The organism is Lacrimispora amygdalina, from assembly GCF_900205965.1.
In the GTDB taxonomy this organism is placed as follows: domain Bacteria; phylum Bacillota; class Clostridia; order Lachnospirales; family Lachnospiraceae; genus Lacrimispora; species Lacrimispora amygdalina_A.
This window is the reverse complement of sequence record NZ_OAOF01000002.1, coordinates 401,118-425,547: the sequence shown is the minus strand read 5'-3', so window position 1 is coordinate 425,547 and position 24,430 is coordinate 401,118. Positions and strand designations below refer to the sequence as shown.

Below are 24,430 nucleotides of genomic sequence, written 5' to 3'. Positions count from 1 at the left end.
TTAAGAGAGGTCAGCCAGTCAGCCGCTGGCTTCTTTTTGTTTTTTTATGCGTACAATTCCTGTTGACGAACAAACAACTTGTTTGGTATAATGAAGTTGCTTCTTTTGGAGCAAAAGGAGAATAATGCATGGAAAAAGAAAAAAAACGTCAAATATCGCTGCAGCGGGCAGAAGAATTAAAGGGGAGAATTGAAGATTTTCTTGAGGCAAGGAAATCGATTCCGACTGGTATCAGCAAAGATCATGTGTTAAGAGAACGGAAAAACAGAATCCTTCATATTTATTCAGCCGCCGAAGAAGACTGGAACGACTACAGATGGCAGCTGAAGAACAGAATTACCGATGTGGAGAGTTTAAGCCGGATTCTTCCGATAAATGAAAAGGAAAAGCAGCTGATTGAGGAAGTGGGGAGAAAATTTCGATGGGCTATTTCTCCGTATTACTTAAGTCTGGCAGATCCGGATAACAGATTTGATCCTATACGCCTTATGAGTATTCCAAACCATAAGGAACTGGAAGATTCCTGCATGGATTTAGATCCTATGGCGGAAGAATACACCAACCCTGCCGGATGTATTACCAGGAGGTATCCGGACCGGCTGATTATTAACGTAACCAATGAATGTGCCATGTACTGCAGACACTGCCAGAGGCGGCGCAATATTGGGGAACAGGATGTGCATCGTTCCCGTGATAAGATTATAGAATCAATCCAATACATAAAAGAGAATGAGGAGATCAGAGATGTTTTGATAACAGGGGGAGATGCACTGACCCTGTCTGACGAACAGCTGGAATGGATCATCAGTCGGTTAAAAGAGATACCTCATGTAGATTACATAAGGCTTGGAACCAGAATACCGGTGACGATGCCCCAGCGAATCACGAAAGAGCTCTGTGCCATGTTGAAAAAATATCACCCCATATATTTAAACACTCATTTCAATCATCCCATGGAAATCACAAACGAATCAAAGGCAGCCTGTGAGCGGCTTGCAGATGCCGGAATCGTCCTTGGAAATCAGGCGGTTCTCTTAAATGGTGTTAACAATGATAAATTTGTGATGCGCGCACTCAATCATGAATTATTAAAATGCAGGGTAAGGCCCTATTATATTTTCCACGCAAAACACGTACAGGGAACCACGCATTTTAATACGTCAATCGAGGATGGAATTGAGATTATGGAATATTTAAGGGGATATACTTCCGGTCTGGCCATACCTACGTTTATTGTCAATGCGCCGAAGGGGCAGGGGAAGACGCCAATATTCCCCAACTATATTATTTCCAGAGGTCCTGGATACATAAAATTCAGAACCTGGGAGGGGAATGTGATCAAGTATGAGGATCATGAGACAAAGGACATACATGAACTTCTTTGATTCAGGAAAAACGTTGAGATTATGGATGAGCGGATATTTACCGTGGAGTTAAAAATAGCGAAGCAGTCAAAAACTGCCTCGCTACAAAATTTAATTTATTGGGAGTGTAAACAACCCGTTTGATATTTAACCATTCACTGCCTGACGCTTCATCTGGCTGATAGCTTCGATGACCGGGGGCAGATATAGTATTACAATAGTTACAACCATCTCAGGCACAATATAGGTAGCGTTATATCCGAAGGTATATAAAAGAGGATTCATGCCTTCCGGTGCATAAGAAGCAAAGAATATGTAACCGGAAATAACATGGCAGAGGTATCTGCCTAAAACACCAACGATATAACCAGGAATCAGTCCATTCTTTTTGTTATGAAACAATCCTGAAAGTCCCAGGCATCCAAATGCAATCGGATAGTCTAAGAGTACCTGAACGGGGGCATAGATATAAGGTCCCATAATAAACTGAAGAATTCCGTATGCAACACCTGTCATGATCCCGGCCTTAACGCCGTAGATATAGCCGATAAGGCAGATAAACAGCATGGAAAACAGTGTGATGGAGCCACCGAACGGGAGTGAGGCAAATTTTATGAACGAAGTCACCAAGGCCAGGGCCATTGCTCCTGCGCAGGTTACCATCTGCCGGGTTTTCAGCTGTCTGTTAGGCAGGGATTTGCCTGTGAGCAGATGAAGTCCCAAAAGAATTACGAAAAGCATGACAATTACCAGACCGTATCCGGCTGGTTTTAAGATGTATTCTCCGGAATCCTGAGAATAGTTTAGAAAAAATGACATAAAAAAACCTCCTTCGTATGCACAGGAGGGGATTACTACTACTATTGCTTCCTTCCGCCGGCATTGTCCGGTTCAAGTAGTAAGGGTCAGGTATATACCAATCTCAGCCCAAGGCTCCCCCAGCGTGTCATAATTTTTTCATTTCGCAGTGAGTATAACCGAAATGAAAGCTCTTGTCAAGTTATTTGAAACTGTAAAATAAGTATAAAAAAGTAAATTAAGCACAACCTAGTAAAGCAGTGCATCATAGCATTTTTTCAATTAAAATACAGATGCGGAGGTTGTGTTATGACAGGTTTTATCATAGCTCTGATTTCAGGAGCACTCATGAGCATACAGGGGGTATTAAATACGGGAGTTTCCAAACAGACGAGCATGTGGGTATCCACCGGCTGGGTTCAGCTGACCGCATTTTTAACCTGTTTGGTTTTGTGGTATTTCTCAGGACGGGACGACATTTCAGCCCTGCTTTCGGTTCATCCCAAATATCTGCTGATCGGGGGCATCATCGGCGCATTTATTACGTATACAGTTGTAAAAAGCATGGGAACCTTAGGACCTGCAAAAGCTGCTCTGGTAATAGTGGTATCCCAGATTATAGTCGCTTATGCAGTGGAGGTATTCGGATTGTTCGGTGTGGAAAAAGTGGGCTTTGAATGGAAAAAACTAATTGGAGCCGTTGTGGCCATCATCGGCATTATAATCTTTAACTAATTTGGAAATAGTGCTTGTATTTACTTATTTCTTTAGGTAGAATAGGTACAAGGGCTGAGGATGGAATCCTTTTTTGCAAAATTTTGTAAAGGGAGGATTCCATGAACTATCATAGGATTAAGATCGCAGTCATAGCTTTGTGTGTATTACTATGCAGCATCTGCTATGGCTTAAACAGAAATCATAAATACCGGGAAGAAAAAGCAATTGTTTCCATTCAGGAGCCGCCTGTTACCTCAGCAGAGGGAACTCCGGCTTCGGATTCCCAGGAATCACCGGAAGTGCCGGAAGTACCGTCACGTATTTGCTATGTACATATATGCGGAGAGGTGGTTTCTCCAGGAGTCTATGAGCTGGAGGAGGGAAGCCGTGTTTTTCAGGCTGTCGCGGAGGCCGGAGGTTTTACGGAGAATGCAGCTGCCGATACGTTAAACATGGCAGAACAGGTCAAAGACGGGATGAAGATTCAGGTGCCGGATCAGGAGGAAGCCAGAAGGCATCTGGATCAGGGAACATCTGTTTTGGGAAATTTACCGGAAGGCAGTCATAAGGTGAATCTTAACACAGCGGGGAAAGAAGAACTGATGACGTTAAGAGGCGTGGGGGAAGCTAAGGCGGATGACATCATACGTTACCGGGAAAGCCACGGTGGATTTCAGAAGATTGAAGACATCATGAAGATATCAGGGATTAAGGAGGCAGCCTTTCAGAAGATAAAAGACGATATTACGGTTTAATATAGAAGACAGAGGTGCAAAATGGCAAGTGTTTTAGTAGTAGACGATGAAAAATTAATTGTAAAGGGAATGAGATTCAGTCTGGAGCAGGACGGTATGGAAGTGGACTGTGCCTATGACGGAGAGGAAGCCATCAATCTGGCAAAGCAGAAGGAATATGATGTAGTGCTTTTGGATGTCATGCTTCCCAAATTTGACGGATACGAAGTCTGTCAGGCGATCAGGGAGTTTTCTGAGATGCCAATCATTATGCTGACAGCTAAGGGCAATGATATAGATAAGATTCTTGGGCTGGAGTACGGAGCCGATGATTATATTACAAAGCCCTTTAATATTCTGGAGGTTAAAGCCAGAATTAAGGCAATTATGCGCAGGAACGCCAAGAAGGCAAGACGGGACCGGAAGGAAGACAGCCATCTGGTAACAGCCGGTGATTTAAAGCTGGACCGGGATGCCAGACGGGTCTTTATCGCAGACAAGGAGATCAATTTAACAGCTAAGGAATTTGATCTTCTGGAGCTTTTAACCTGTAATCCCAGCAAGGTTTACAGCAGAGAGCAGCTGCTAACTTATGTATGGGGGAACAAAGCTATGGATACGGGCGATGTCCGTACGGTGGATGTTCATGTCAGACGTCTGAGGGAGAAGATTGAGCCCAGCCCCAGTGATCCCAAATATGTGCATACCAAGTGGGGCGTGGGATATTATTTCCGCGTCTAGTGAAAAAAAGGAGGATTTCTGCCGGGAGACCGGAGAGATCCGCCTTTTCTTAAATTAAGGAGTGCTGACACAATGAAAAAAAGCCCGCAGGGGGAACGATGGAGAAGGCTTGATAATACGGCAAAAATTTTTCCTGTCATAGCCGATGAAAATTTAAGTAATGTGTTCCGGATCAGCGCCCAGCTGAAAAGCGAAGTGGTGCCTGGAACGCTGCAGAGAGCGTTAGAGGAAGTTCTGCCTCAGTTTGAAGGATTTTCCGTGAAACTGAGAAGAGGCTTTTTCTGGTATTATTTTGAACACAACAGCCGGATGCCGGTTATTGAACGGGAGACAACCTATCCCTGTAAATATATAGATCCCCACAGCAATCAGCTTTATTTATTCCGTGTCACATATTTTGGCAGTCGGATCAATCTGGAGGTATTTCATGCTGTTACAGACGGACTGGGGGCCGTTAATTTCTTAAAGGCACTGGTTTACCGCTACCTTGATCTGGTAAGGGATTCAAGAACCGGTCACATGGCGCCTCAGAAAATATCTTCCGATGTTTCCATGAATGTTGAGGACAGCTATATACGCCACTATAAGAAGATTAAAAAACAGAAATACAGTTCTGCAAAAGCCTATCATGTGACTGGTGAATATCTTCCTCTTGATGAGGAGAATATTCTTCATGGTTATGTCGGTCTGAAAGAGATGAAGACAGTGAGTAAGCGATACGGTGTGAGTATCACCCGTTTTTTAACAGCTGCCCTGATCTGGTCTGTTTATCAGGAATACTTAAAGAAACAGCCGTCTGAGGAATCTATCGCCATCAGCATTCCCATTAATCTAAGGAATTTTTTCGGTTCAGAGACAATGGCTAATTTTTTTGCAGTAACTCTTGTGGAATTTTTTTCTTCTGGGGAGAATCATACCTTTGAGGATATCTTAAAGGCAGTCAGCACCCAGATGGATGAAAAAATCACAAAAGAGAAGATGGAGGAAACGATTTCCTATAATGTTTCCAATGAAAAGAAATGGTATCTGCGCATTACCCCTCTTGTGATAAAATGGCTTGTTCTGAATCTGATTTTCTGGAAAAATAGTGATGCTTATACCATGACACTGTCAAACATCGGTCCGATTGAAATTGATGAAGAGTATGCAAAAGAAATTGAACGTTTCACCATGATGATCGGTGTATCCCGAAGACAGCCAATGAAATGTGCAGTCTGTTCTTATGAGGATGAGCTGATCATCACCTTCAGTTCTGTTTTTCAGGATACAAGGCTTCCGGATTCTTTTTTCGGTTTTTTAAAGAAGGAGGGGATTCCGGTAGAACTTGAAAGCAATGGAGTGCCGGACCAGAGAGATGACAGAGGACAGTATCCCCAGATCCGTTATGATAAGGAACGGCTGAAAAAGCTTGTTAATGTATTTTACGGAATTATGATCTGTGCAGCGGTAGTTCTTGGCATAATCAATTATGCGACGTACTCTGGTTCCATCTGGTCTGTGATCGCAATTGTTTTAATAGCTTATTTTGTCATGACAGTCAGGTATTCCTTTATGCGTCATTCCAATCTGGCGGGGAAGGTTGTCATGCAGACCATAGCAGCAGAGATAGTATGGGTGTTTATTGATTATGAAATGGGATATAGCGGCTGGTCTGTGAACTATGGAATACCCAGTACCATCCTGTTTGCAGATCTGGCAGTGGTATTTTTGATTCTTGTTAACAGAATGAACTGGCAGAGCTATTTTATGTATCAGATTGCGGTAACTGTTTTTAGTTTTATTCCACTGATCCTATGGGCAGCAGGGCTGATTAACAGACCTCTGATGTCTTTTGTGACAGTAGTGCTGACTGTGATAATTCTTGCTGTAACCATCGTATTGGGTGACCGGAGAGTAAAGAATGAGCTGATTCGGCGGTTTCATATATAGAATATGCAGTCTGAAAGGAGGTATCGCACATGAGAAGAAAAAAGGTGAGTGTGATGGGAAATCTGGTCAGGGATATGATGCAGAATGTGATGGAAACTTCTTTTAAGCAGCCAATTCAAAGCGGAGAACTTAGAAAGAATCCGGTTGAACCTGCCTGGGTTTGTCCTACTGGATATGAATATGAGATTATAGAAAAAAATAATTTAAAAATGGAGTATTTAAGACCTGTCGGAGTGGTCACAGGCCGCGTGATTTTACAGCTTCACGGAGGCGGTTATATCGGTCCCGTGAAAAATATTTATCGGAAGTTTGCAGTCCGGTATTCTAAAATCAGCTATGGAGGGGATGTTCTGACTCCTGATTACCGGGTGGCTCCGGAAAATCCCTATCCGGCTGCATTGCAGGATGCGGTGTCTGCTTACCAGTGGCTGTTACAGGAGAAAGGATATGCCCCTGGAAATATTGTGATAGCTGGAGATTCGGCTGGAGGAGGTTTAGGTCTTGCTCTGGGCCTTTATTTAAAAGATAATCACCTGCCTCTTCCAGGAGGCTTTCTTACCATGTCTGCCTGGACGGATTTAACAAACAGCGGGGAAAGCTATCAGTCTAATTATGAGCTGGATCCGCTTTTTGGCAACTCCACCCACAACATGCTTTACGATTCCTCCTATATCGGAGAAGCAGATCCGATGGAACCATATATCTCCCCGTTATTCGGAGATTTCAGCGGCTTTCCTCCCGTGCTCATGCAGGTAGGAAACTATGAGGTTTTGTTAAGCGATACCCTTCTGGTTGGAGATAAGCTGAAAAAGGCAGGAGTGAAATGCCGGATATCTGTCTTTGAAGGGATGTTTCATGTATTTCAGATGGGACTGGATTTAATACCGGAGAGCCGGGAAGCCTGGGAGGAAGCGGAAGAATTCCTGCGGGTTATCTACCATATTAATATAAAACCAGAAGGAAAAGTTGTCCGGAAAGTGAAGACAGGGCAGAAGAAGTCTGCAAGAGATATCACTGGCTTTTTAATTGCCATGATGAAAAAAGAACTGAATGGATAGGAGATACGAATGAAAATCACGTTGGTGACTGTTGGGAAAATAAAGGAAAAATTTTATACCGACGCCATAGCGGAATACAGCAAACGATTGAGCCGTTACTGTAAACTGGAGATAATTCAGGTGGCGGATGAGAAGACGCCCGATCATGCCAGCGAGACGGTGGAACGACAGATCAAGGAGAAGGAAGGTGAGAGAATTCTTCTCTCTATAAAGGAAGGGGCCTATGTGGTCGCTCTTGCCATTGACGGAGATACGCCGGATTCGGTGAAATTGTCGGAAAAAATAGCAGCACTTGGAGTCGGCGGAGTAAGCCAGATTGTATTTATCATCGGAGGTTCCCTTGGTCTGGCGGATGCTGTCTTAAAGAGGGCGGATTATAAACTGAGTTTTTCTAACATGACATTTCCCCATCAGTTAATGAGGGTGATTTTATTGGAGCAGATTTACCGGAGTTACCGGATTATGAATGGGGAACCTTATCATAAATAGAAATAACAGAGTATTATATAACGGGTATGTAGAAACAAATACGCTCACTTGCTCATTTCGTACGAAAGGGGATTCCAGTGAGCGTTGCTAAGCCACATATTGGAGTAATTAGACTATAGCGGTCTGTATTGGGCGTACTCCCGCGAAGGGAGAAATCCTGCCGACGAACCCAAGCTGATGTTTAAAATTCTGGTATACGCATATTCACAAGGAGTTTATTCAAGTCGGAAAATTGAAACAGGCTTACTCAATCTCAATCTTTATAAATTGCAAAAACTACATCTAGTTTTATTCCATCGCCAAACTTCTCTGCATCTTTATATATCACCTGTATTTTATCGTCAACAGAAATATCTGGTATCCCATCTGCAGATACTACTTTTTTAGGGACCCAAACTTTATCGCCCATGTCTTTTATGGGTTCACCTTCATTTGGAATTACTATAAAGTAAGTATCAGCGACTTCTGAAACAATTCCTTTAAAGTATTTCCCCTTTTTTTCATTGCTACATCCTGTTAATAACAACAAAATAATGATAAAAACGAACAATATTTTTTGGGTCATGGCTTACACTCCTTTTCTAATAGTTGGTTTAATTAGTAAATGACGTACTATTCTCTATGTTTTTTATATAGTTAATTATTTCAGTTATGCTTTCTTGATTTATATTCCAAATAGAATTCTGGTATGGAGCGTTCATATTTTAAACAATTACTATTCCTGATCTTTTCACCGTATAATGGACTTTTTTTACTCCATAACAATAATATAATTATATCAAGTTCCTGGTGCGACTGTTTTTTAAAGGGGCAATATAACATCATTTAATATTTTCTTTATACAAGACATAAAATTTAAGATATAGTGAAGATATCAGGGATTACAAAGGCAGCCTTTCAGAAGATCAAAGACATGTTGGTGAGAGTAAGTCAGAGTCCGGTCAGAATGCGGCTGTATTAACGGTAAACAGTGAATTTCCTCCTGTCAGTGTAATATCTGAAGATAAAAGCTGTGTGCTTGAAAAAAAGTAATTATTATTTAAAAAGTGTAAAAATACTGAATATAATTCACATAAACAGTTGTCAAATCTTGCCGTTTTTTGTATAATATATATAGATAAAGCTATTGGATTTAAAATAAAATATAGGGGGACCAGTATGAATTTGCCGCAGTTATATTATTTCATAAAATTAGCAGAATTACAGCATTATACGAAAGCCGCAAAAGAACTTTACATCGCTCAGCCCTCGTTAAGTGACTCGATCGCTTCACTGGAAAGTGAGCTTGGAATATCCTTGTTTCAGAAAAAAGGACGCAATGTAACACTGACAAAATACGGAGAAGAATTTTATATCCATGTATCCCAGGCGCTAAACGAACTGGAACGGGGAATCGCCACCATGAAGATGCATTCTGGCCAGCTGGGTGGTACCATTGATGTAGGCTGTATCCCCACTTTATTAGGTGATTTTCTTCCGACAGCAATTCAAAATTACATGAAAAAGAATCCTCAGGCGAAATTCAACATATTCCAGGGGATGTCTATTGAAGTCGCTCATGGGGTAGCAGCTAAAAAATACGACTTGGGTTTTTGTTCTATGGTGGAAGATGAACCTGACCTTTTATTTGTTCCCATTATGACACAGGAGCTGGTTTTGATTGTTAACGACGCCCATCCCCTTGCAGGAAGAAAAGAATTATGTTTAAGCGAATTAAAGAATTATAATCTTACTACATATCGTGATTGCATACCTATCGGAAAGGTAGTCCGAAATCTTCTGCAGCAGCATGAGGTGGAGGCAACGTTTTCTTATGACGATGAAATTTCCATCGGAGGTGTGATATCAGAGACAAATCTGGCAGCTATCGTTGCCCGCACTCCCTTTTTAAAACAATTTGATAACTTGGTACTGATTCCTCTGTCAGATGTACCAAAGGATACCCGCCTGATTTATATGACATTCAGCAGAAAGAATTTCGTTTCCTCCTCTGTGGAAGCATTTGCAGATTTCATTGTGGCGCATGAGATGAATCTGCCGTAACCGGGCAGACAGGATGGAGCAGGGTTTCCATTAGATAGTCTGTCTGTTGATATAAAAACTAGTAAGTATTATTATGATCTGAATAAAAATGAACTTGATACGGTTGCGGTAGAAGATGGATTTCTTCAGTTTTTTCAGACGTTCTTAAACACTCATAAAAAGGATTAAACATATTTTAAGATTCATATAGAAAGAAACAGCGGTATGCTGCCATAAGCGCATACCGCTGTTTCTTTCTCATAGACGACCGGTCCCCACCAGGTTATACAATACCTGCAGTCGCCATAAGCGCAATTACCAGTCCGGCAATAAAAGCAGGGATCATGGTACCTAAAATAATATGTTTATAGCTTTCCTTTAAGCTGCATCCGCAGATGGACATGGTGAGAATTGCAACGGAGGAGTTGGGCAGTTTATTTAGAATCAGGGCAGATTCTGTTACAATGCGGTGAAGAGCAGCGACATTGACTCCCATATCAATAAATGCTTTTCCAAAGCTCTCCATGAAGATGGTTTCACCTGAAATTGCGGAACCGGTCAGTCCGGTCAGTACCGTTGTGCCCAAAAATGCTTTCAGATATGCGGGCATATTCATGGCAAGTACTGCCTGCTGCAGCTGCTGGAATGCAGGAGAAGCGCCTAGAACTTTGGAAAGTCCCATAACTGCAGCAACCGTAAGCATGGAGTTTAAGCCGGAGCTGCTTCCGGTTTTAATGGAAGTTTTCATGTTCTTTATCCGTTTTAACTGGGTGCAGATAATTAACAGAATACCAATTACCAGAGAAAACATAATGCTCGGGGAAGTTCCCCAGCCGGAGGTTGCAACTACACAGCCTAAAACCAGAACAAAAGGAAGAACGGACATGAAGATTCCGGGCAGTTCCTCTTCGGAAACGGCTGTCTGCTGTGTCTTATACATGGCAAGAAGCTGTTCCGGCGAGTTGTTTTTCAGACTCTGCTTTTGAGCGTAATTAAAATACAGGAAATAAGAAATGGCAAGGATCGCGGTAAATACAAAGGAAAGAAGGGGCGCTGATCCAAGGGAAGTATTTAAATACTTACTTGGCAGTACATTGCAGATGTCTAAGGAATAGGCAAAACCATTGGCAGAAGCGCCGCCGCCTAAAAGCAGGAACGGAAGCACCCGCCGGTCCATTTTATTTTCATATAAAAGGTTATCGGCAATTGGATAAAGGACAAATACCATAATATAACCGTTAATACCAAGCAGAGTGATGAAAAAAGTACAGATCAGGATGACCAGACCTACCATTTTCGTTCCCAGCTTTTTCGTCAGTGTCTGGGCGATTTTTGTTGCAAGACCTGTTTCTAATACAAGCTGGCCAAAGACCCCGCCAAGCCCCAGAATCAGAAACCAGGAGGCTACAAAGCCGCCGGCACCGCCGGAAAATGTGGTCAGAAACCCTTCCTTAAGATCCAGCCCGCTGGTGACCAGAATAATAGCTGCCGTGATCACCGTCGCTGTTATCATATCGATGCCCTTGATAATCATTACAACTAAAAGTGCAATGGCAATAATAAGACCAATTGTAGCTAACATAATGTTCCCTCCAATAATTAAATAGTGAAAACTCTGGTTTAAGCTTTCTCATTTGCACCGGACTGCCACTGCGCCGTCATTTTATCAAGCGGTATTGCAGTCAGCCCTGTTTCCCTGGAATAGGAATAGATTACAAAACCACGTTTACAGCGGAAGACGCATTCCAGGCATGGGTCTTCATCGCAATAGGCAAAGGCATCGGTGTCTGCCAGGGAAAAAACAAGAGGAGGACGCTTTGTCTTAGGTAAATATTTTAAATACCCCCCGGTAAACGTTTTTAAATACATCCACTCCGGCATATATTCCGGCTTTGATGCGTCCCAGAATACTTCCACGGCGTTGTCATTGTAGCCGCCGGTGATTCGATAGCTTAAGTGAATTTTATCGTTTACCAGGTCCGCTGATTTCGGTATTAAATGGACCGCTTTTGAGCCGCAGCATAAAATCTCCGTTTCACCAGGGGAAGGAATAGCAATGGCAGGAAACAGTCCGCCGCATGTTTCGCATCGGTAAAAGGATACCTCCGGACACTGGTTAGCGGGGGGTTTTCTTGTGTCACGGCATCTTCTTGGTCCGAATGTTTGTTGAGTCATAGCCTGTCACCCTTTCATCCGTTTTAACAGCTCTTCCCGCAGCAGATATTTTTTAACTTTTCCGCTGCCTGTGTGGGGAATTCGTTTAATTATTTCCAGACGCTCCGGCCAGAAGCGTTTGGATATGCGGTGCTCTTTTAGATAGTCGATTACATCTGTCAGAGACAGGTTTTCAAACCCTTTTGCAACAACCACAAAAGCGCAGATCCGTTCCCCCAGACGTTCGTCAGGCATACCAATGACGGTATGGTCCAGAATTCCGGGACAGCCTTCTAAATTATCATTGATTTCATTGGAATTTAAATTTTCCCCGCCACGGACGATCATATCTTTCTTTCTTCCGATAATCCGTATGTTTCCATCTTCATCCATAACGCAGAGATCTCCGCTGTGAAACCAGCCGTCATCGTCAAGGACTTCATCGGTAATACCGCGGTTTTTTAAATATCCCACAAATACATTGGGACCTCTTGACAATTCTTCTCCTGCAGTACCATAGGGAACATCTGCACCGTTTTCATCCACCACACGGATTTCAACTCCTTCCAGCGGTTTCCCTGAAGTAGTTCCATTAAGCCTTAATGCGTCACAGGGTCTGACAAAAACATGGGGAACACTCTCCGTAGAACCATACACCTCACATAGGAGAATCCCATAATTCCAGGCTTTTTGTACCATATAGCCCGGAACAGGTGCACCGCCGCATAAATAGAATTTAAGAGAGGGGATAGCACCTCCGTTGGTATCTAAATCCCTTAAAATATCATAGATAAAAGGAGTGGCACCCATGGAATAAGTACAGGCCTCCAGGTTCATTAAATCAATAGCTTCCCGACAGCAGTATTTCTGCTGTAAAACCACCTTCGCACCTGTGAGCATAGGAGCGATAATCCCATGGTGAAAGCCGGTTGCATGATTGAGAGGAGCAGGCATAAACATGATATCGTCCATTGATATTCCAAGCTCCCGGTTAAAGGTTTCCTCACTGTAACGGATGTTATCATGAGTTAAAATCACCCCCTTTGAGCCGCAGGTAGTGCCGGAGGTTCCAAGAATGGCGGCAATATCCTGTCCGGTCTGCCGGGCACATTCCGAGGCCCTTAATGGTTCGTAATCATGGAGAATATTCTTCCAGTTATAACAGTTGCTTTTTATCTCCCTGTTCTGATCCAGCAAAATCACTGCACGAAGGCTGTTAATATGAGGAAGTGCTGATTGAATCATTTCCTCATAATCGGTCTTGTGAAAGCAAGTGGGAGCAAAGTAAGCTTTCGCCTGGGTTAAATTTAAGCAGCGGACCAGTTCCTTTTCCTCGTAAGACATGGCAATCGGATGGGCAGCGGCACCTGCCTTAAAGCAGGCAATGGTAATCACTGCGAATTCGCTCCAGATAGGAATCTGATAAGAAACCACATCACCGGGGCCGATTCCCTGAGAATGGAGAAAGGCCGCCACTTTGGAAGCGGCCTCATCCATCTGCCTGTATGTATATCGGCATCCTCTGTCATCAACTACATATTCCCGGTCCGGATATTTTCTGACTGACTCATGGAAGCAGTCAGCGAGTGTACGGTCCGACCAGTATCCATTCTGCAAATACTGAAGTTTTAAATCAGGATTTATTTTTATTTCTTCAAGCATAACCCTTCTCCTTGGAAATGAAGAGCAGAGGTATGATAAGGTTATCCCTGCTGCCTCGCCTTCAGCTCTTTGATAAGAGCAGGAACCACTTCAAATAAATCGCCCACGATGCAATAGTCCGCAAACTCGAAAATAGGAGCGGTTTCATCTTTATTAATGGCAATAATGGTTCCTGACTCACTCATTCCGGCTACATGCTGCACTGCTCCTGAGATGCCGCAGGCAAAATATATTTTTGGGGAAACCGTAGCGCCTGTCTGGCCAACCTGTTTGGTCTGAGGCATCCAGCCGGCGTCAACAGCAGCGCGGGAACAGCCTACGGTACCGCAAAGTGCATCAGCCAATTCCTTTAATACAGAAAAGTTCTCAGCAGATTTCATACCCCGGCCGCCGGAAACGATAATTTCAGCCTCATCAAGCCGTAAGTCATTGTCTTCACATGCTTTGATAAAATCAATTACCTTAGTCCGGATCTCCTGAGCCGGCGTGGAGATTTCTTCCCGGATCACAACCGGTTTATTGTCCGGATTCTTTTCCGGTTTTTTAAATGCTCCCGGTCTGCAGGTACCCATCTGAGGTCTGGTTTCGCTGCAAAGAATCTGGGCATATAAATTGCCTCCGAAAGCAGGGCGCTCCCAGACAACATTGCCGGTTTCCTCATCAACGCTGAGGGCGGTACAGTCTGCAGTCAGACCGGTGCGCAGGCTTACGGCGATTTTGGATCCCAAATCTCTGCCGTTTACTGTTGCACCAACTAAGATCGTATTGGGCTGATACTTTTTACATAATTTTAAAAATACATTTCCATAGGCATCGGCAGAGTAATCTTCGTATTCCGCTCCCTCAACCACATAAATTTTATCTGCACCATATTCTCCGGCGGCTTTAACGGCCTCTTTGGTATCTTTTCCGATTACTACTGCACAAAGATCCTGTTTTAACCCTTCTGCCAGTTTTCTGCCCTGACCTAAAAGTTCCAGTCCCACGCTTTTTGGCTGGTCTTTAAAACATTCAACAAATACCCAAACATCCTTCCATGCTTCAAAACTCATTTTATTCGGCCTCCTTTTACAGTATTTTCCCGTCGGCCAGTTTGCCGATCAGTGCGTTAGCAATTTCACCGGGAGTATTCCCCTCTATGGTCACGCCGCAGGCGGTCCGTTTTGGTGTGAAAGTAGCTTTTACCTTGGTGGGAGAGCCTTTGAGTCCCATTTTTGACACATCCGCATCTGGTAAATCAGCCAGGGTGATTTCTGGTATCTCTGCTTTTAAAGAGGCGATTTTTCTCTTTATGGTAGCATATCTGGGTTTATTGCTTTCCTTTGTTGCAGTACAAAGAATGGGGAAGCGGGCCTCGATCACTTCGATCCCTTCCTCCACCTGCCGTCTGGCAATTACCTTATCCCCGTCTGCTTTTAAATCCAGAATATAAGTAAGCCTTGCAGCACCAAGGTGTTCTGCAATACTGGGGGCAGTCTGTCCCGTATCCCCGTCGATGGCCTGCTTTCCGCCCAAAATCACATCGAAGTCACCAAGCTTTTTAATGGCTTGTGACAGGATATAGCTGGTGGCATAGGTATCAGAACCGCCAAATGCACGGTCTGTTACCAGATAAGCCTCATCAGCACCCATGGAAAGAGCTTCTCTTAATACAGCCTTCGCCTGAGGCGGCCCCATGGAGATTACAGTTACTTTTCCGCCGTAGCGGTCCTTTAAAGTAAGCCCTGTTTCTAAGGCATTTTTGTCAAATGGATTCATAATACTTGGTACACCTGTACGGATCAGGGTGTTTTTTACCGGATCGATTTTAATTTCTGTTGTATCCGGAACCTGCTTGATGCAAACAACGATATTCATCCTGTTATGTCCTCCTATCTGTATTCCTTATCCAGCACATTTGCAATGGTCATACGCTGGATCTGGTTGGCGCCTTCAAAAATCTGGAACACTTTGCAGTCTCTCATCAGCTTTTCTACCGGATATTCTTTGCTGTATCCGTATCCGCCGAAGATCTGTACTGCATTGGAGGTAACCTCCTGTGCACAGTCGGAGACAAAGGTTTTGCAGATGGAGCCTTCCTTCTGAACCATGATTCCCTGGTCCATCATGCGCATGGTGTTATTAACCAGACACCGGGAGGCCTCAACCTTAATTGCCATATCCGCAAGCAGTGCCTGAACCATCTGGAACTTTATTAAAGGAGTCCCGAACTGTTTGCGTTCTTTGGCATATTTTACGGATTCATCAAGGGCTCTCTGCATAATTCCCACTGCCAGGGTTGCTACAAATGCACGGGACAAGTTCAGTGCATTTAAAGCCAGCTTAAAGCCGGAGCCTTCCGGTCCAACCATAGCAGAAGCTTTTACCCGCACATTTTCAAAAATTAAATCAGTGGTATTGGAAAGACGAAGTCCCATCTTGTTCTCATGGGCGCCAACGGTAACCCCAGGTGCATCCGCATCGATAATAAAGGCGGAAATCCCCTTATGTCCGGCAGCCGGGCTGGTCTTGAAAAATCCTACAAATACATCAGAAAGAGCTCCGTTTGTAATAAAGGTCTTTGTTCCGTTTAAAATGTATTCATCGCCATCTAAGACTGCGGTGGAACGCATGGCAGCGGGATCAGAGCCTGCATTGGGTTCCGTTAAGGCAAATCCTGCAAATGATCCAGGTCTGATTTTATCAGCAAAATACTGTCCCTGCTCTTTGGTTCCAGCAAGAATTACGTTTCTTAAGGCAACAAAGGTGGTTACAAAGGTAATGGCATAGCCTGCATCAACTTTTGCCAGCTCTTCAAATATCATGGCAGTGGTTTCATAGCTTAAGCCGGTTCCGCCGTATTCCTCGGGAATTTCCAGCATGTGAAGTCCCATATCGAAACCCCATTTAAAGAGTTCTATGGGACATTCGCCCTTTTCATCTGCTTCTTTTACGTAAGGCTTGATTTCGTTTTCAGCCATTTCTCTTACGAGAGCAAGAAGCTCTTTTTGTTCTTCGGTGTATAGTAAACTCATGTCATCTCACCTTTCCATTCTATCGTGGTTATTTTTTCAGCTTTGTTTCCCCAGTGGCTGCGCCGGAGGCAAGAATCTCACCGATTTCACTCTGGCTGTATCCCAGATGATTCAGGATATCAACCGTATGAGCACCCTGGGAGCCGCCGATCCGATACTCCGGTTCTCCGACAGAACCAAAGTTTACCGGGTTAGTGGGAAGGTAGCGTTCACCGGAGGGATATGGGATCTTTGCAATAATGTGATTGGCCCACACCTGTTCATCCTCGTACATATCAAGCGGTTCATAGGCAGCTTCGCAGGCCAAATCGTTGGCTTTAAACATGCTCATCAAATCTTTTCTTGTGATTTTGCCAATGGCGTCATCAAGAACATCAATGACCTCATGGTTTAAATGGCCTGCATTTACGTCTGCACATCTCATGTAACGGGAGTTTCCTACCATGTCCGTTCTTCCTAACAGTGTCATAATTTTCTCATAGTCACGGTCATACTCCGGACAGCAGATTACCACCCATTTCTGGTCGCTGGTGCGGTATACGTTATTAAATGGATTGGGAACTTCTTTTCTGCTTTTTGGATATTGATTGCCGTACTGGGCAGAAATCACTCCCGTGCTCAATGCGTAAACTGCGGCATGATGGAGGGAGACAGTGATTTTATCGCCTTTTCCTGATTTTTCCCGGGCATAAAGTGCAGCACAGATTCCGGAAGCAAGACTTAAGGAAACCTGAAAGTCGCCAAAGCCGTTGGTGGGGATCATGGGAGCATCGCCTTTGTTCACGGTAGTCCCGAACACGCCGCCTCTGGCCATGAAGCAGGTAACGTCAAAACCGGCAGAATCTTTTTCCGGACCGTTCTCCCCATAGCCTAAGACCTGGGCAAAAACCAGCTTTGGGAAACGTTTGCTTAACGTCTCATAGTCAAGACCCAGTTTTGTTAAAGACTTTGTTCTGGTGTTGGTGACAAAGACATCGGCTTCTCCAATGAGTTTGTATGCGATTTCCAGCCCCTTCTCCGATTTCAAATCCAGGGTGATAAAGCGTTTGTTCATGTTGGCAACATCAAATGCCAGGTTTTCATCATCTTCGTAGGGCATGTTAAATACTGCGCCCTGTGTTCTTGCAGGATCACCCTTGGCGGACTCGATCTTGATGCAGTCGGCGCCCCATTCCCCGAGAACGCGGACTGTGGTAGGGGCTGCAAGATATGTGGTTAAATCTACTACTTTTACTCCCTCTAAAGGTTTCATGCTGATCCTCCTTTATAAAAGCCCGGGGTCATCAGGCCCATACGGAACCGGATGACCCCAAGGTAAATTCCTGTTAGATGATGTATTCCATTTTTGCACCATGCTTGATGGTATTTCTGGAAATGGTAATACGCTGAACCGTAGGAGCGCCTTCTTCCAGCCACATTGCGCGGCAGTCACGGTAGAGGCGTTCTACTGGACCGTATTTGCAGTCTTCAAAGTAGCCGACTCCGCCGAAGATCTCTAACATCTCATCGCTGACCTTTCTGGTAGTATCAATGCTGTACAGCTTGCACATTGCTGCTTTCTCTTCAATGTACTCGCCGGTTGGATTCTCTTCATAGGATTTCGCAAAATCGTAAACCATGCAGCGCAGTGCATGAACCATCATGGACATATCAGCAATTTTGCAGCGGATAGCCTGACGGGTTCCGATTGGTTTTCCAAAGGTTACACGGTCATTTGCATACTGCAAGGAAAGTTCCAGCATTCTCTGGGCCATACCCAAGTTGCTTGCTGCGATATGGGCACGTGATACAGATAAGGAATGCATGGCGATTTCAAGGCCCTGGCCTTCTTTGCCTAATAAATATTTTTTGTCAATCTTGCAGTCTGTAAATTTCAGTTCCCCGTGTCCGGCTCCGCGGCAGCCCATCATATGAGGCATGTTGATTACTTCAAATCCGGGAGCATCCATTGGAACGAAGAATGCGGAAAGTCTGTCATCCTTTTGGGAATCAGGATTGGTAACTGCGATTACATAAGCAAATTCACAGCAGTCTGTATGGGAGATTAAAGTTTTTTCTCCGTTTAACACATAGGAATCGCCGTCTTTTACTGCCATGGTATGTAAATCAGCACCAGTACCGCCGGTTGCCTCAGTCAGTGCAAAACAGGTAAATACGGATTTATCCTGGAACTTGTTCATGTATTCGTCTTTCAGTTCCTTGCTGCCGTAATCATCAAGAATTCTCCAGTTTAAGTCCATTGCATAATGAAGATGCATTCTCATTCCGCCCGGTCCTCTGGAGAATTCTTCCTGGACCTGTAAGATCTCAAGTTCGGACAGACCGTAGCCGCCGTATTCAACCGGAAGTGCGCAGCGGTATAAATCATTTTTAATTGACAGATCATAAAATTCTTTTGGGAATTTATTGGTGACCTCTACTTCCTTTTGGATCTCTTCTAACGGTCCTTCCGCCAGCTTTCGGATCTGCATTAAATAGGACTGAAATTCTTCTTTGGATAATTTACTCATAGTACCTTCCTCCTGGTATTAAATAAATATTTTTTTAACAATCTTGCTGTTTTTATTATAAGCGCTGTATCTGTAAAAATCCAATCGGCTCTGTTCGGCTTTTTTTCATTCATTGATAGCCAGTGCCTATGTATAAATTTTAAACTTTGGTTTATTCTGGTTGTCCGGACAGAAGCTGTGTGGCATAATAAAAGGAAGAATAGTAAAAAGGAGCATGGATGAATGAAAGAGAAGCTGCTTGCGCCGATTCTTTCCGGGGAAGAAGAACTGATACTTACAGATACCAGGGAATTATACAGTAAAATAGAAAAGGAAGAAGAGGTCCGGGATGCATTGATACAGAACATCCGTATGACTGGGGAGGATATCTCCCGGATGCAGTTTTCCGCAGTTATTTTTGAAAACTGCCTGTTTCAGGACTGTTCCTTTGAAAAAGGGGAATTTACAGATGTTATTTTCCGTTCCTGCGATTTTTCCAACTGCGGTCTGGAAGACTGTTACTTGAACCGGACGGAATTTAAATCTTCCAAGGGAGTGGGGACCCGGTTTAGCGGCAGCACCATGCTTCATACCAGAATTTCCGACTGTAATTTCCGCTATGCTAATTTTGACGGCTCCAAAATGGAGCATATTCAATTTTCCGCCTCCGAACTGGAGGGGAGCTTTCTTACCCAGTGCCGCACGAAGGATATTGTATGGAACCAGGTGAATTTAAACAATGCCAGTTTTTTTAAAACCATGCTGAAGGGAATGGATTTTACCAGCAGCACCATACATAGTCTGGTGCTGTCTGATGAATGCAGGGAACTTAAGGGTGCGGTGGTGGATTTGTATCAGGCTGCGGAACTGGCGAAATATTTAGGCATAGTTGTAAAAAGTTAACGTGGGATCATTTTTAATTCAGTATTAAGTATGAGGTGACATTTTACGCAATTCTGTGGTAGAATACTGGTGATACAGCGGGTAAACGAGTGTTGAAAAGGAGGCGGGTTATTTTATGATGGAACCCTCAAAGACTGCATAGCACGGGTTATGCAGTGAAATGATAAGTAATTGTATAGCCTTTGCTAATCCGGACAGAAAAATGTTTAGGAGGCAGCGATGCGCTATCAGAGAGCCAATGAAATTCTGCCAGAAGAGCTGGTGGAACTGATTCAGAATTATATTGACGGGGAATATGTCTACATCCCCAGAAAACAGGAAAATAAAAGAACCTGGGGAGAAGGAACCGGAGCCAGAGAAGAGCGGAAACGCCGGGACCGTTCCATTTATAAAGATTATGTTTCCGGATTTTGTGTAAAGATTCTGGCGGAGCGTTATTATCTGTCAGAGAAAAGTATACAAAGAATTATACTCCAGGAAAAGAAAAGAATACAGGCGGTGTGTCATGAATAATGATGCGCTGTCTTTTTTTTGTTTCATAAATGAAAGTGAGGTGGGAAGACGGCGCAGTTCATAGTAGAGTTATCCGTAAAGACAATAATATGGAGGAAGATATGAAACGTAATTTACGGAAACTGTGGCTGATTGTCCCCGATCAGCTGCCAGCTGTCTTAAGAAGATGCCCCAAATGCAAAGGAAAAAGGCAATTTGAAAACAGCGGGAAATTCAGGGTAAACGCCAATGGAAAACTGCTTGATGTATGGCTGATCTACCGCTGCAGTCATTGTGACACTTCCTGGAATATGACTATTGTAGAACGAACAAATCCAGAGATCATAAATAAAGCGGAATATGAAGGATTTTTAAGCAACAGTCCGGCACTGGCGGCCAGCTATGGAAGTGACAGGGAACTGTTTATAAAAAACAAAGCGGAAATCGCGGAAATAAAAGCCGGATATCATATCATTGAGACGGAAACCGTAACACCGGTTAATGAGACCGCGTATATGGAGATACAGATAAAAAATCCATCGGGACTGAAGCTGAGGGCAGATGCCCTGCTTGCTGGTGAGCTTTCTGTTTCCAGGAGCCGGATTAAAAAATGGTTTGACAGCGGGTTGGTAACATCCGGACAGGAGGTTCTTTTGCCAGGGGCAAAAATCGTGGATGGAATGTTGATTCAGATAAAAAAGGAGGAAGCCATCAGGCAGGAATTGCTTGACGTTTGAACCATGCTGATTTATTCTTATAATGTAATAAAGTATAAGAACAAGGGTGATGAGAAGTATGATTAAAACAGTTGCATCCGTAGGTCTGCCTGTAGGAGAAAGCTGGAACATATATAAGAACAGATTAGAGCCAGAGACAGTAACCGGTAAAGAGAAGCGGCTCAGTATTGTCACCGGAGTTCATGGGGACGAGCTGGAGGGCCAGTTTGTATGTTATGAGATTAACCGTATTATCAGGGAAAACAGAGAACATTTAACAGGGATTGTGGATATTTACCCGGCACTCAATCCTCTTGGAATTGATTCGATTACAAGAGGTCTGCCCGGGTATGATATAGATATGAACCGGATTTTTCCAGGAGATGAAGAGGGGGCTGTATCGGAACATATTGCCTCCCAGATCATGGATGACATCTCCGGATCTGATTTCTGTGTGGATTTACATGCCAGCAATATCTTTCTGAGAGAGATTCCCCAGATCCGTATGAGTGAAGCCTATGCGGACCAGCTGATTGGTTATGCAAAGCTGATGAATGTGGATCTGGTCTGGATTTATAAGAATGCGGTAGTGCTGGATTCCACCCTGTCTCATGGGTTAAACAGCATAGGAGTCCCTACCTTTGTTGTTGAAATGGGAGTGGGGATGCGGATCACGAAACGCTATGGAAAGCAGCTTGCGCAAGGAATTCTCTGCCTGATGAAGGAACTGGGAATCTGGACTGGAGAAACCATTATTCCCAAAGAACCCATGATTTCCTTTAACCGGAAACTGGGGCTTTTACATGCGGAAAGCCCGGGTATATTTATGCCTCTGGTGGAGCATCTTGGTACAGTGAAAGAAAGCCAGCCAATCGGACAGATCTTAAATCCCCTGTCCGGAACGATTCTGGAAGAAGTGGTTTCCCCCATAGACGGACTGGTATTTACCCTCAGGGAATATCCGGTGGTATCGGCAGGATCTCTGCTGGCGCGGGTGCTGGGAGGTGAGCAGGTATGAGGAAAGAGACCATTTTTACCCTGAAGAATCTTTACAGGGACGATATGAATTTATACGGATATCATTTCGGCAAAGGGGAAAAGTCGGCATGTATTGTTGGCGCATGCAGAGGCAATGAGGTGCAGCAGCTCTATATCTGTTCCCAGCTGATCAGACAGCTAAAGGAATTAGAAGAGCGGGGAGCCATTATTAAAGGCAATGAGATCATGGTCATCCCTACTGTAAATACAGCTTCCCTCAATGTTGGAAAACGGTTCTGGCCGACTGACGATTCGGACATCAACCGCATGTATCCGGGAGACGGAAGCGGAGAAACCACAAAGAGGATTGCGTCAGGCATTTTTGACGCAGTGAAAGAATACAGCTATGGAATCCAGTTTACCAGTTTTTATATACCCGGCAATTTCGTCCCCCATGTGCGTATGATGGATACCGGATTTCAGAATCCAAGCCTTGCAAATCTCTTCGGACTTCCCTATGTGGTGGTTCGGGATGCCAAGCCATTTGATAAGGCTACACTGAATTACAACTGGCAGTTAAAGAATACCAGCGCATTCTCCATCTATACCAGCGGAACGGATCAGATTGATGAACCCTCTGCCCGTATAGCAGTGGCTTCTGTGCTGCGGTTTTTAACCCGTATGGGGATGGTGCGTTACACCAGTCACAGCGGCTATATTGCAACCGTACTTCAAGAAAGCGATTTATCAAGTGTCAGGACAGACTGTGCCGGAATTTACCGCCCTCACGTAAAGCCTGGCAGGGAAGTGAGCAGGGGGGAGATTCTGGCAGATATCCTGGATCCTTATGAGGGAGAGATTATAAGCCAGATTCTTGCACCTACAGAAGGAATTGTATTCTTTTCCCATTCCCAGCCATTCGTTACTGAGGGGGGGATTATTTTTAAAATCATACGGCGGCTTCACGAATAATGTGCCGTAAAGAATGGAAAGGAGAGCGGACATGCAGTATGCTGCTCTGGAGCGTATGCTCATTAATTCAATCATGGAAGTACAGATGAAACTGGGATATGAAAACGAAGTAATCCGGTTTTATTATCCTGAAAAAGCATTGTTGAATATCCTGAAAGCAGGAGATTCGAATGATGAAATAAAAACAGCACTGAAAGAATTCAAAGCTTATGTAAAAGACCGGCTGGGAGAAATAAAAATCACCAAAAGTCAGGAGCGGTTCTGTTTTCTCATTCCACCTGAAGGGGCACGCTACGTCTGGGAACAGGAAGAGAAGAGTGGGTTTTTAAGAGAATTTATTGAGATTATCGAAAAACCTGGTGTACAGCTGAAAGATATTAAAAATGTATTTTCAAAATATTCAGACGGCAGATATATCTGCCAAAGCTGTGACGGGGAAGAATGCGATTATATTTTGTATTTCGAAGATGCGGCCAGGGATTCTTACCGTTATTTCATTAAATTCCACGATAATCATGGAACATACCACAGATTTCTGTCAGAAGACGTGAAAGATATGGGACTCTAAAATTTACAGGAGGAGAAACCATGCATAAGAAAACATTGATTGCAGTCTTATTTACAGGGATCTTAATTCATGCCAGCGGTCCTGAAGATGGGATCAAAATAACCAATGTGGATTTCCAACCGGTTCAGTCGGTGCGGAGAATTTTAAACCAATAGAAAGAAAACGTATTGAGGATAGAACCTCATACGTTTTTTTTATGCCTAAAGAGCCGAAAGTAAGTACATGGTAAAGGTACCGGCTGCCAGAAGCGTACCTTCTGAAGATGTGACTTCCACTCTGTTTACCACGGAACGGCTTCCTTTGTGAATGGCATTTGCCTCTACGAATATCTGACCGGAGCTGATCCCCTTTAAAAAATCGATGTTCCCATGCTGTGTGACATTGGCGTATTCGTAAGCATAAGCAGCCATTCCCGCTGTAATATCACAAAGTGTAAAGATAAAGCCTCCATGGAGATTTCCATACAAATTCAGGGCACTGTCTGTAATATCTAAGGAAATCTTTGAGTGTCCGGGCCAGACTTCTAAAAGATTGGCATTCTCTACTCCGCTTAAAGGGAGGATGTGACGCCTGATTCCTTCCATAATTTCTTCCCGCATTTGGTCTTCCTCCTTCTTAAAATATGAAAGC

General features: G+C 43.8%; 26 protein-coding genes, 1 pseudogene and 1 riboswitch. Of the genes and pseudogenes, 16 read left to right on the top strand and 11 right to left on the bottom strand.

Going from position 1 to position 24,430, the window contains the following annotated elements; translation table 11 throughout:
* Nucleotides 1-128: 128 nt before the first annotated feature.
* Nucleotides 129-1,385 carry a glutamate 2,3-aminomutase gene (eam, locus tag CRO04_RS04780; protein WP_097003074.1) on the top strand — a complete coding sequence of 419 codons (1,257 nt, stop codon included), beginning with the start codon at nucleotides 129-131 and terminating at the stop codon, nucleotides 1,383-1,385.
* Nucleotides 1,386-1,511: 126 nt separating this feature from the next.
* Here the strand turns inward: eam and thiT are convergent, their stop codons facing one another.
* Nucleotides 1,512-2,183, bottom strand: a complete 672-nt coding sequence (gene thiT / locus CRO04_RS04775; RefSeq protein WP_097003073.1) for an energy-coupled thiamine transporter ThiT — start codon at nucleotides 2,181-2,183, stop codon at nucleotides 1,512-1,514.
* A 32-nt stretch (nucleotides 2,184-2,215) separates the two neighbouring features.
* Nucleotides 2,216-2,314, bottom strand: a riboswitch (TPP riboswitch).
* 157 nt (nucleotides 2,315-2,471) lie between these two features.
* Here thiT and CRO04_RS04770 point away from each other — a divergent pair.
* From CRO04_RS04770 to CRO04_RS27255, 7 genes and pseudogenes are all read left to right on the top strand, one after another.
* Nucleotides 2,472-2,897: a DMT family transporter gene (locus tag CRO04_RS04770; protein ID WP_097003072.1), complete on the top strand. Its 426-nt coding sequence runs from the start codon at nucleotides 2,472-2,474 to the stop codon at nucleotides 2,895-2,897.
* 101 nt (nucleotides 2,898-2,998) lie between these two features.
* Nucleotides 2,999-3,634, top strand: coding sequence for a helix-hairpin-helix domain-containing protein (locus CRO04_RS04765; RefSeq protein WP_097003071.1), 636 nt, complete (start codon nucleotides 2,999-3,001; stop codon nucleotides 3,632-3,634).
* 21 nt (nucleotides 3,635-3,655) lie between these two features.
* A complete protein-coding gene (locus CRO04_RS04760) occupies nucleotides 3,656-4,354 on the top strand; it encodes a response regulator transcription factor (protein ID WP_097003070.1) in 699 nt (232 codons plus the stop codon).
* Nucleotides 4,355-4,426: 72 nt separating this feature from the next.
* A complete protein-coding gene (locus CRO04_RS04755) occupies nucleotides 4,427-6,283 on the top strand; it encodes a DUF6320 domain-containing protein (RefSeq protein WP_097003069.1) in 1,857 nt (618 codons plus the stop codon).
* 29 nt (nucleotides 6,284-6,312) lie between these two features.
* Nucleotides 6,313-7,341: an alpha/beta hydrolase gene (locus CRO04_RS04750; protein ID WP_097003068.1), complete on the top strand. Its 1,029-nt coding sequence runs from the start codon at nucleotides 6,313-6,315 to the stop codon at nucleotides 7,339-7,341.
* A 9-nt stretch (nucleotides 7,342-7,350) separates the two neighbouring features.
* On the top strand, nucleotides 7,351-7,830 hold the full coding sequence (rlmH, locus tag CRO04_RS04745) for a 23S rRNA (pseudouridine(1915)-N(3))-methyltransferase RlmH (RefSeq protein ID WP_097003067.1): 480 nt from the start codon (nucleotides 7,351-7,353) through the stop codon (nucleotides 7,828-7,830).
* 84 nt (nucleotides 7,831-7,914) lie between these two features.
* Nucleotides 7,915-8,070 (top strand): annotated as a pseudogene (locus tag CRO04_RS27255) (transposase); the annotation flags it as partial.
* Between the two features lie 13 nt (nucleotides 8,071-8,083).
* Here the strand turns inward: CRO04_RS27255 and CRO04_RS26110 are convergent.
* Complete coding sequence (locus CRO04_RS26110) at nucleotides 8,084-8,395, bottom strand: hypothetical protein (protein ID WP_166432468.1); 312 nt, start codon at nucleotides 8,393-8,395, stop codon at nucleotides 8,084-8,086.
* A gap of 593 nt (nucleotides 8,396-8,988) precedes the next feature.
* Here CRO04_RS26110 and CRO04_RS04735 point away from each other — a divergent pair.
* Nucleotides 8,989-9,873, top strand: coding sequence for a LysR family transcriptional regulator (locus tag CRO04_RS04735; protein WP_097003065.1), 885 nt, complete (start codon nucleotides 8,989-8,991; stop codon nucleotides 9,871-9,873).
* A gap of 262 nt (nucleotides 9,874-10,135) precedes the next feature.
* Here the strand turns inward: CRO04_RS04735 and CRO04_RS04730 are convergent, their stop codons facing one another.
* The 8 genes from CRO04_RS04730 to CRO04_RS04695 form a co-directional block, all read right to left on the bottom strand.
* On the bottom strand, nucleotides 10,136-11,434 hold the full coding sequence (locus CRO04_RS04730) for a GntP family permease (RefSeq protein WP_097003064.1): 1,299 nt from the start codon (nucleotides 11,432-11,434) through the stop codon (nucleotides 10,136-10,138).
* A 38-nt stretch (nucleotides 11,435-11,472) separates the two neighbouring features.
* A complete protein-coding gene (locus tag CRO04_RS04725; RefSeq protein ID WP_097003063.1) occupies nucleotides 11,473-12,027 on the bottom strand; it encodes a hypothetical protein in 555 nt (184 codons plus the stop codon).
* 6 nt (nucleotides 12,028-12,033) lie between these two features.
* Entirely contained in the window at nucleotides 12,034-13,668 is a 1,635-nt protein-coding gene (fadK, locus tag CRO04_RS04720; protein WP_097003062.1) for a medium-chain fatty-acid--CoA ligase, read from the bottom strand.
* Nucleotides 13,669-13,709: 41 nt separating this feature from the next.
* Complete coding sequence (locus CRO04_RS04715) at nucleotides 13,710-14,720, bottom strand: electron transfer flavoprotein subunit alpha/FixB family protein (RefSeq protein ID WP_097003061.1); 1,011 nt, start codon at nucleotides 14,718-14,720, stop codon at nucleotides 13,710-13,712.
* A 16-nt stretch (nucleotides 14,721-14,736) separates the two neighbouring features.
* Nucleotides 14,737-15,525 carry an electron transfer flavoprotein subunit beta/FixA family protein gene (locus CRO04_RS04710; RefSeq protein ID WP_097003060.1) on the bottom strand — a complete coding sequence of 263 codons (789 nt, stop codon included), beginning with the start codon at nucleotides 15,523-15,525 and terminating at the stop codon, nucleotides 14,737-14,739.
* Between the two features lie 14 nt (nucleotides 15,526-15,539).
* Nucleotides 15,540-16,682, bottom strand: a complete 1,143-nt coding sequence (locus CRO04_RS04705; RefSeq protein ID WP_097003059.1) for an acyl-CoA dehydrogenase family protein — start codon at nucleotides 16,680-16,682, stop codon at nucleotides 15,540-15,542.
* A 28-nt stretch (nucleotides 16,683-16,710) separates the two neighbouring features.
* Entirely contained in the window at nucleotides 16,711-17,934 is a 1,224-nt protein-coding gene (locus CRO04_RS04700) for a CaiB/BaiF CoA transferase family protein (protein ID WP_097003058.1), read from the bottom strand.
* 73 nt (nucleotides 17,935-18,007) lie between these two features.
* Nucleotides 18,008-19,192, bottom strand: coding sequence for an acyl-CoA dehydrogenase family protein (locus CRO04_RS04695; protein ID WP_097003057.1), 1,185 nt, complete (start codon nucleotides 19,190-19,192; stop codon nucleotides 18,008-18,010).
* Nucleotides 19,193-19,414: 222 nt separating this feature from the next.
* On the opposite strand from CRO04_RS04695, the gene CRO04_RS04690 reads away from it, so the two are divergent.
* The 7 genes from CRO04_RS04690 to CRO04_RS27005 all read left to right on the top strand — a co-directional run bounded on the left by CRO04_RS04690 (nucleotide 19,415) and on the right by CRO04_RS27005 (nucleotide 23,955).
* Nucleotides 19,415-20,074: a pentapeptide repeat-containing protein gene (locus tag CRO04_RS04690; protein ID WP_097003056.1), complete on the top strand. Its 660-nt coding sequence runs from the start codon at nucleotides 19,415-19,417 to the stop codon at nucleotides 20,072-20,074.
* Between the two features lie 219 nt (nucleotides 20,075-20,293).
* The gene (locus CRO04_RS04685) at nucleotides 20,294-20,587 is read left to right on the top strand and encodes a CD3324 family protein (protein ID WP_097003055.1); all 294 of its coding nucleotides are present in this window, start codon (nucleotides 20,294-20,296) and stop codon (nucleotides 20,585-20,587) included.
* Nucleotides 20,588-20,688: 101 nt separating this feature from the next.
* Nucleotides 20,689-21,303, top strand: a complete 615-nt coding sequence (locus CRO04_RS04680; RefSeq protein ID WP_166432467.1) for a DUF1062 domain-containing protein — start codon at nucleotides 20,689-20,691, stop codon at nucleotides 21,301-21,303.
* Between the two features lie 58 nt (nucleotides 21,304-21,361).
* Entirely contained in the window at nucleotides 21,362-22,300 is a 939-nt protein-coding gene (locus CRO04_RS04675; protein WP_097003053.1) for a M14 family metallopeptidase, read from the top strand.
* On the top strand, nucleotides 22,297-23,232 hold the full coding sequence (locus CRO04_RS04670; protein ID WP_097003052.1) for a M14 family metallopeptidase: 936 nt from the start codon (nucleotides 22,297-22,299) through the stop codon (nucleotides 23,230-23,232). The genes CRO04_RS04675 and CRO04_RS04670 overlap by 4 nt, the downstream gene beginning before the upstream one ends.
* A gap of 31 nt (nucleotides 23,233-23,263) precedes the next feature.
* On the top strand, nucleotides 23,264-23,800 hold the full coding sequence (locus CRO04_RS04665) for a DUF3877 family protein (protein WP_166432466.1): 537 nt from the start codon (nucleotides 23,264-23,266) through the stop codon (nucleotides 23,798-23,800).
* A 20-nt stretch (nucleotides 23,801-23,820) separates the two neighbouring features.
* The gene (locus CRO04_RS27005) at nucleotides 23,821-23,955 is read left to right on the top strand and encodes a hypothetical protein (protein WP_278321352.1); all 135 of its coding nucleotides are present in this window, start codon (nucleotides 23,821-23,823) and stop codon (nucleotides 23,953-23,955) included.
* Between the two features lie 45 nt (nucleotides 23,956-24,000).
* Here the strand turns inward: CRO04_RS27005 and CRO04_RS04660 are convergent, their stop codons facing one another.
* Nucleotides 24,001-24,399 (bottom strand): PaaI family thioesterase, encoded by a 399-nt coding sequence (locus tag CRO04_RS04660; protein ID WP_097003050.1) that lies wholly within the window; start codon nucleotides 24,397-24,399, stop codon nucleotides 24,001-24,003.
* Nucleotides 24,400-24,430: the final 31 nt, after the last annotated feature.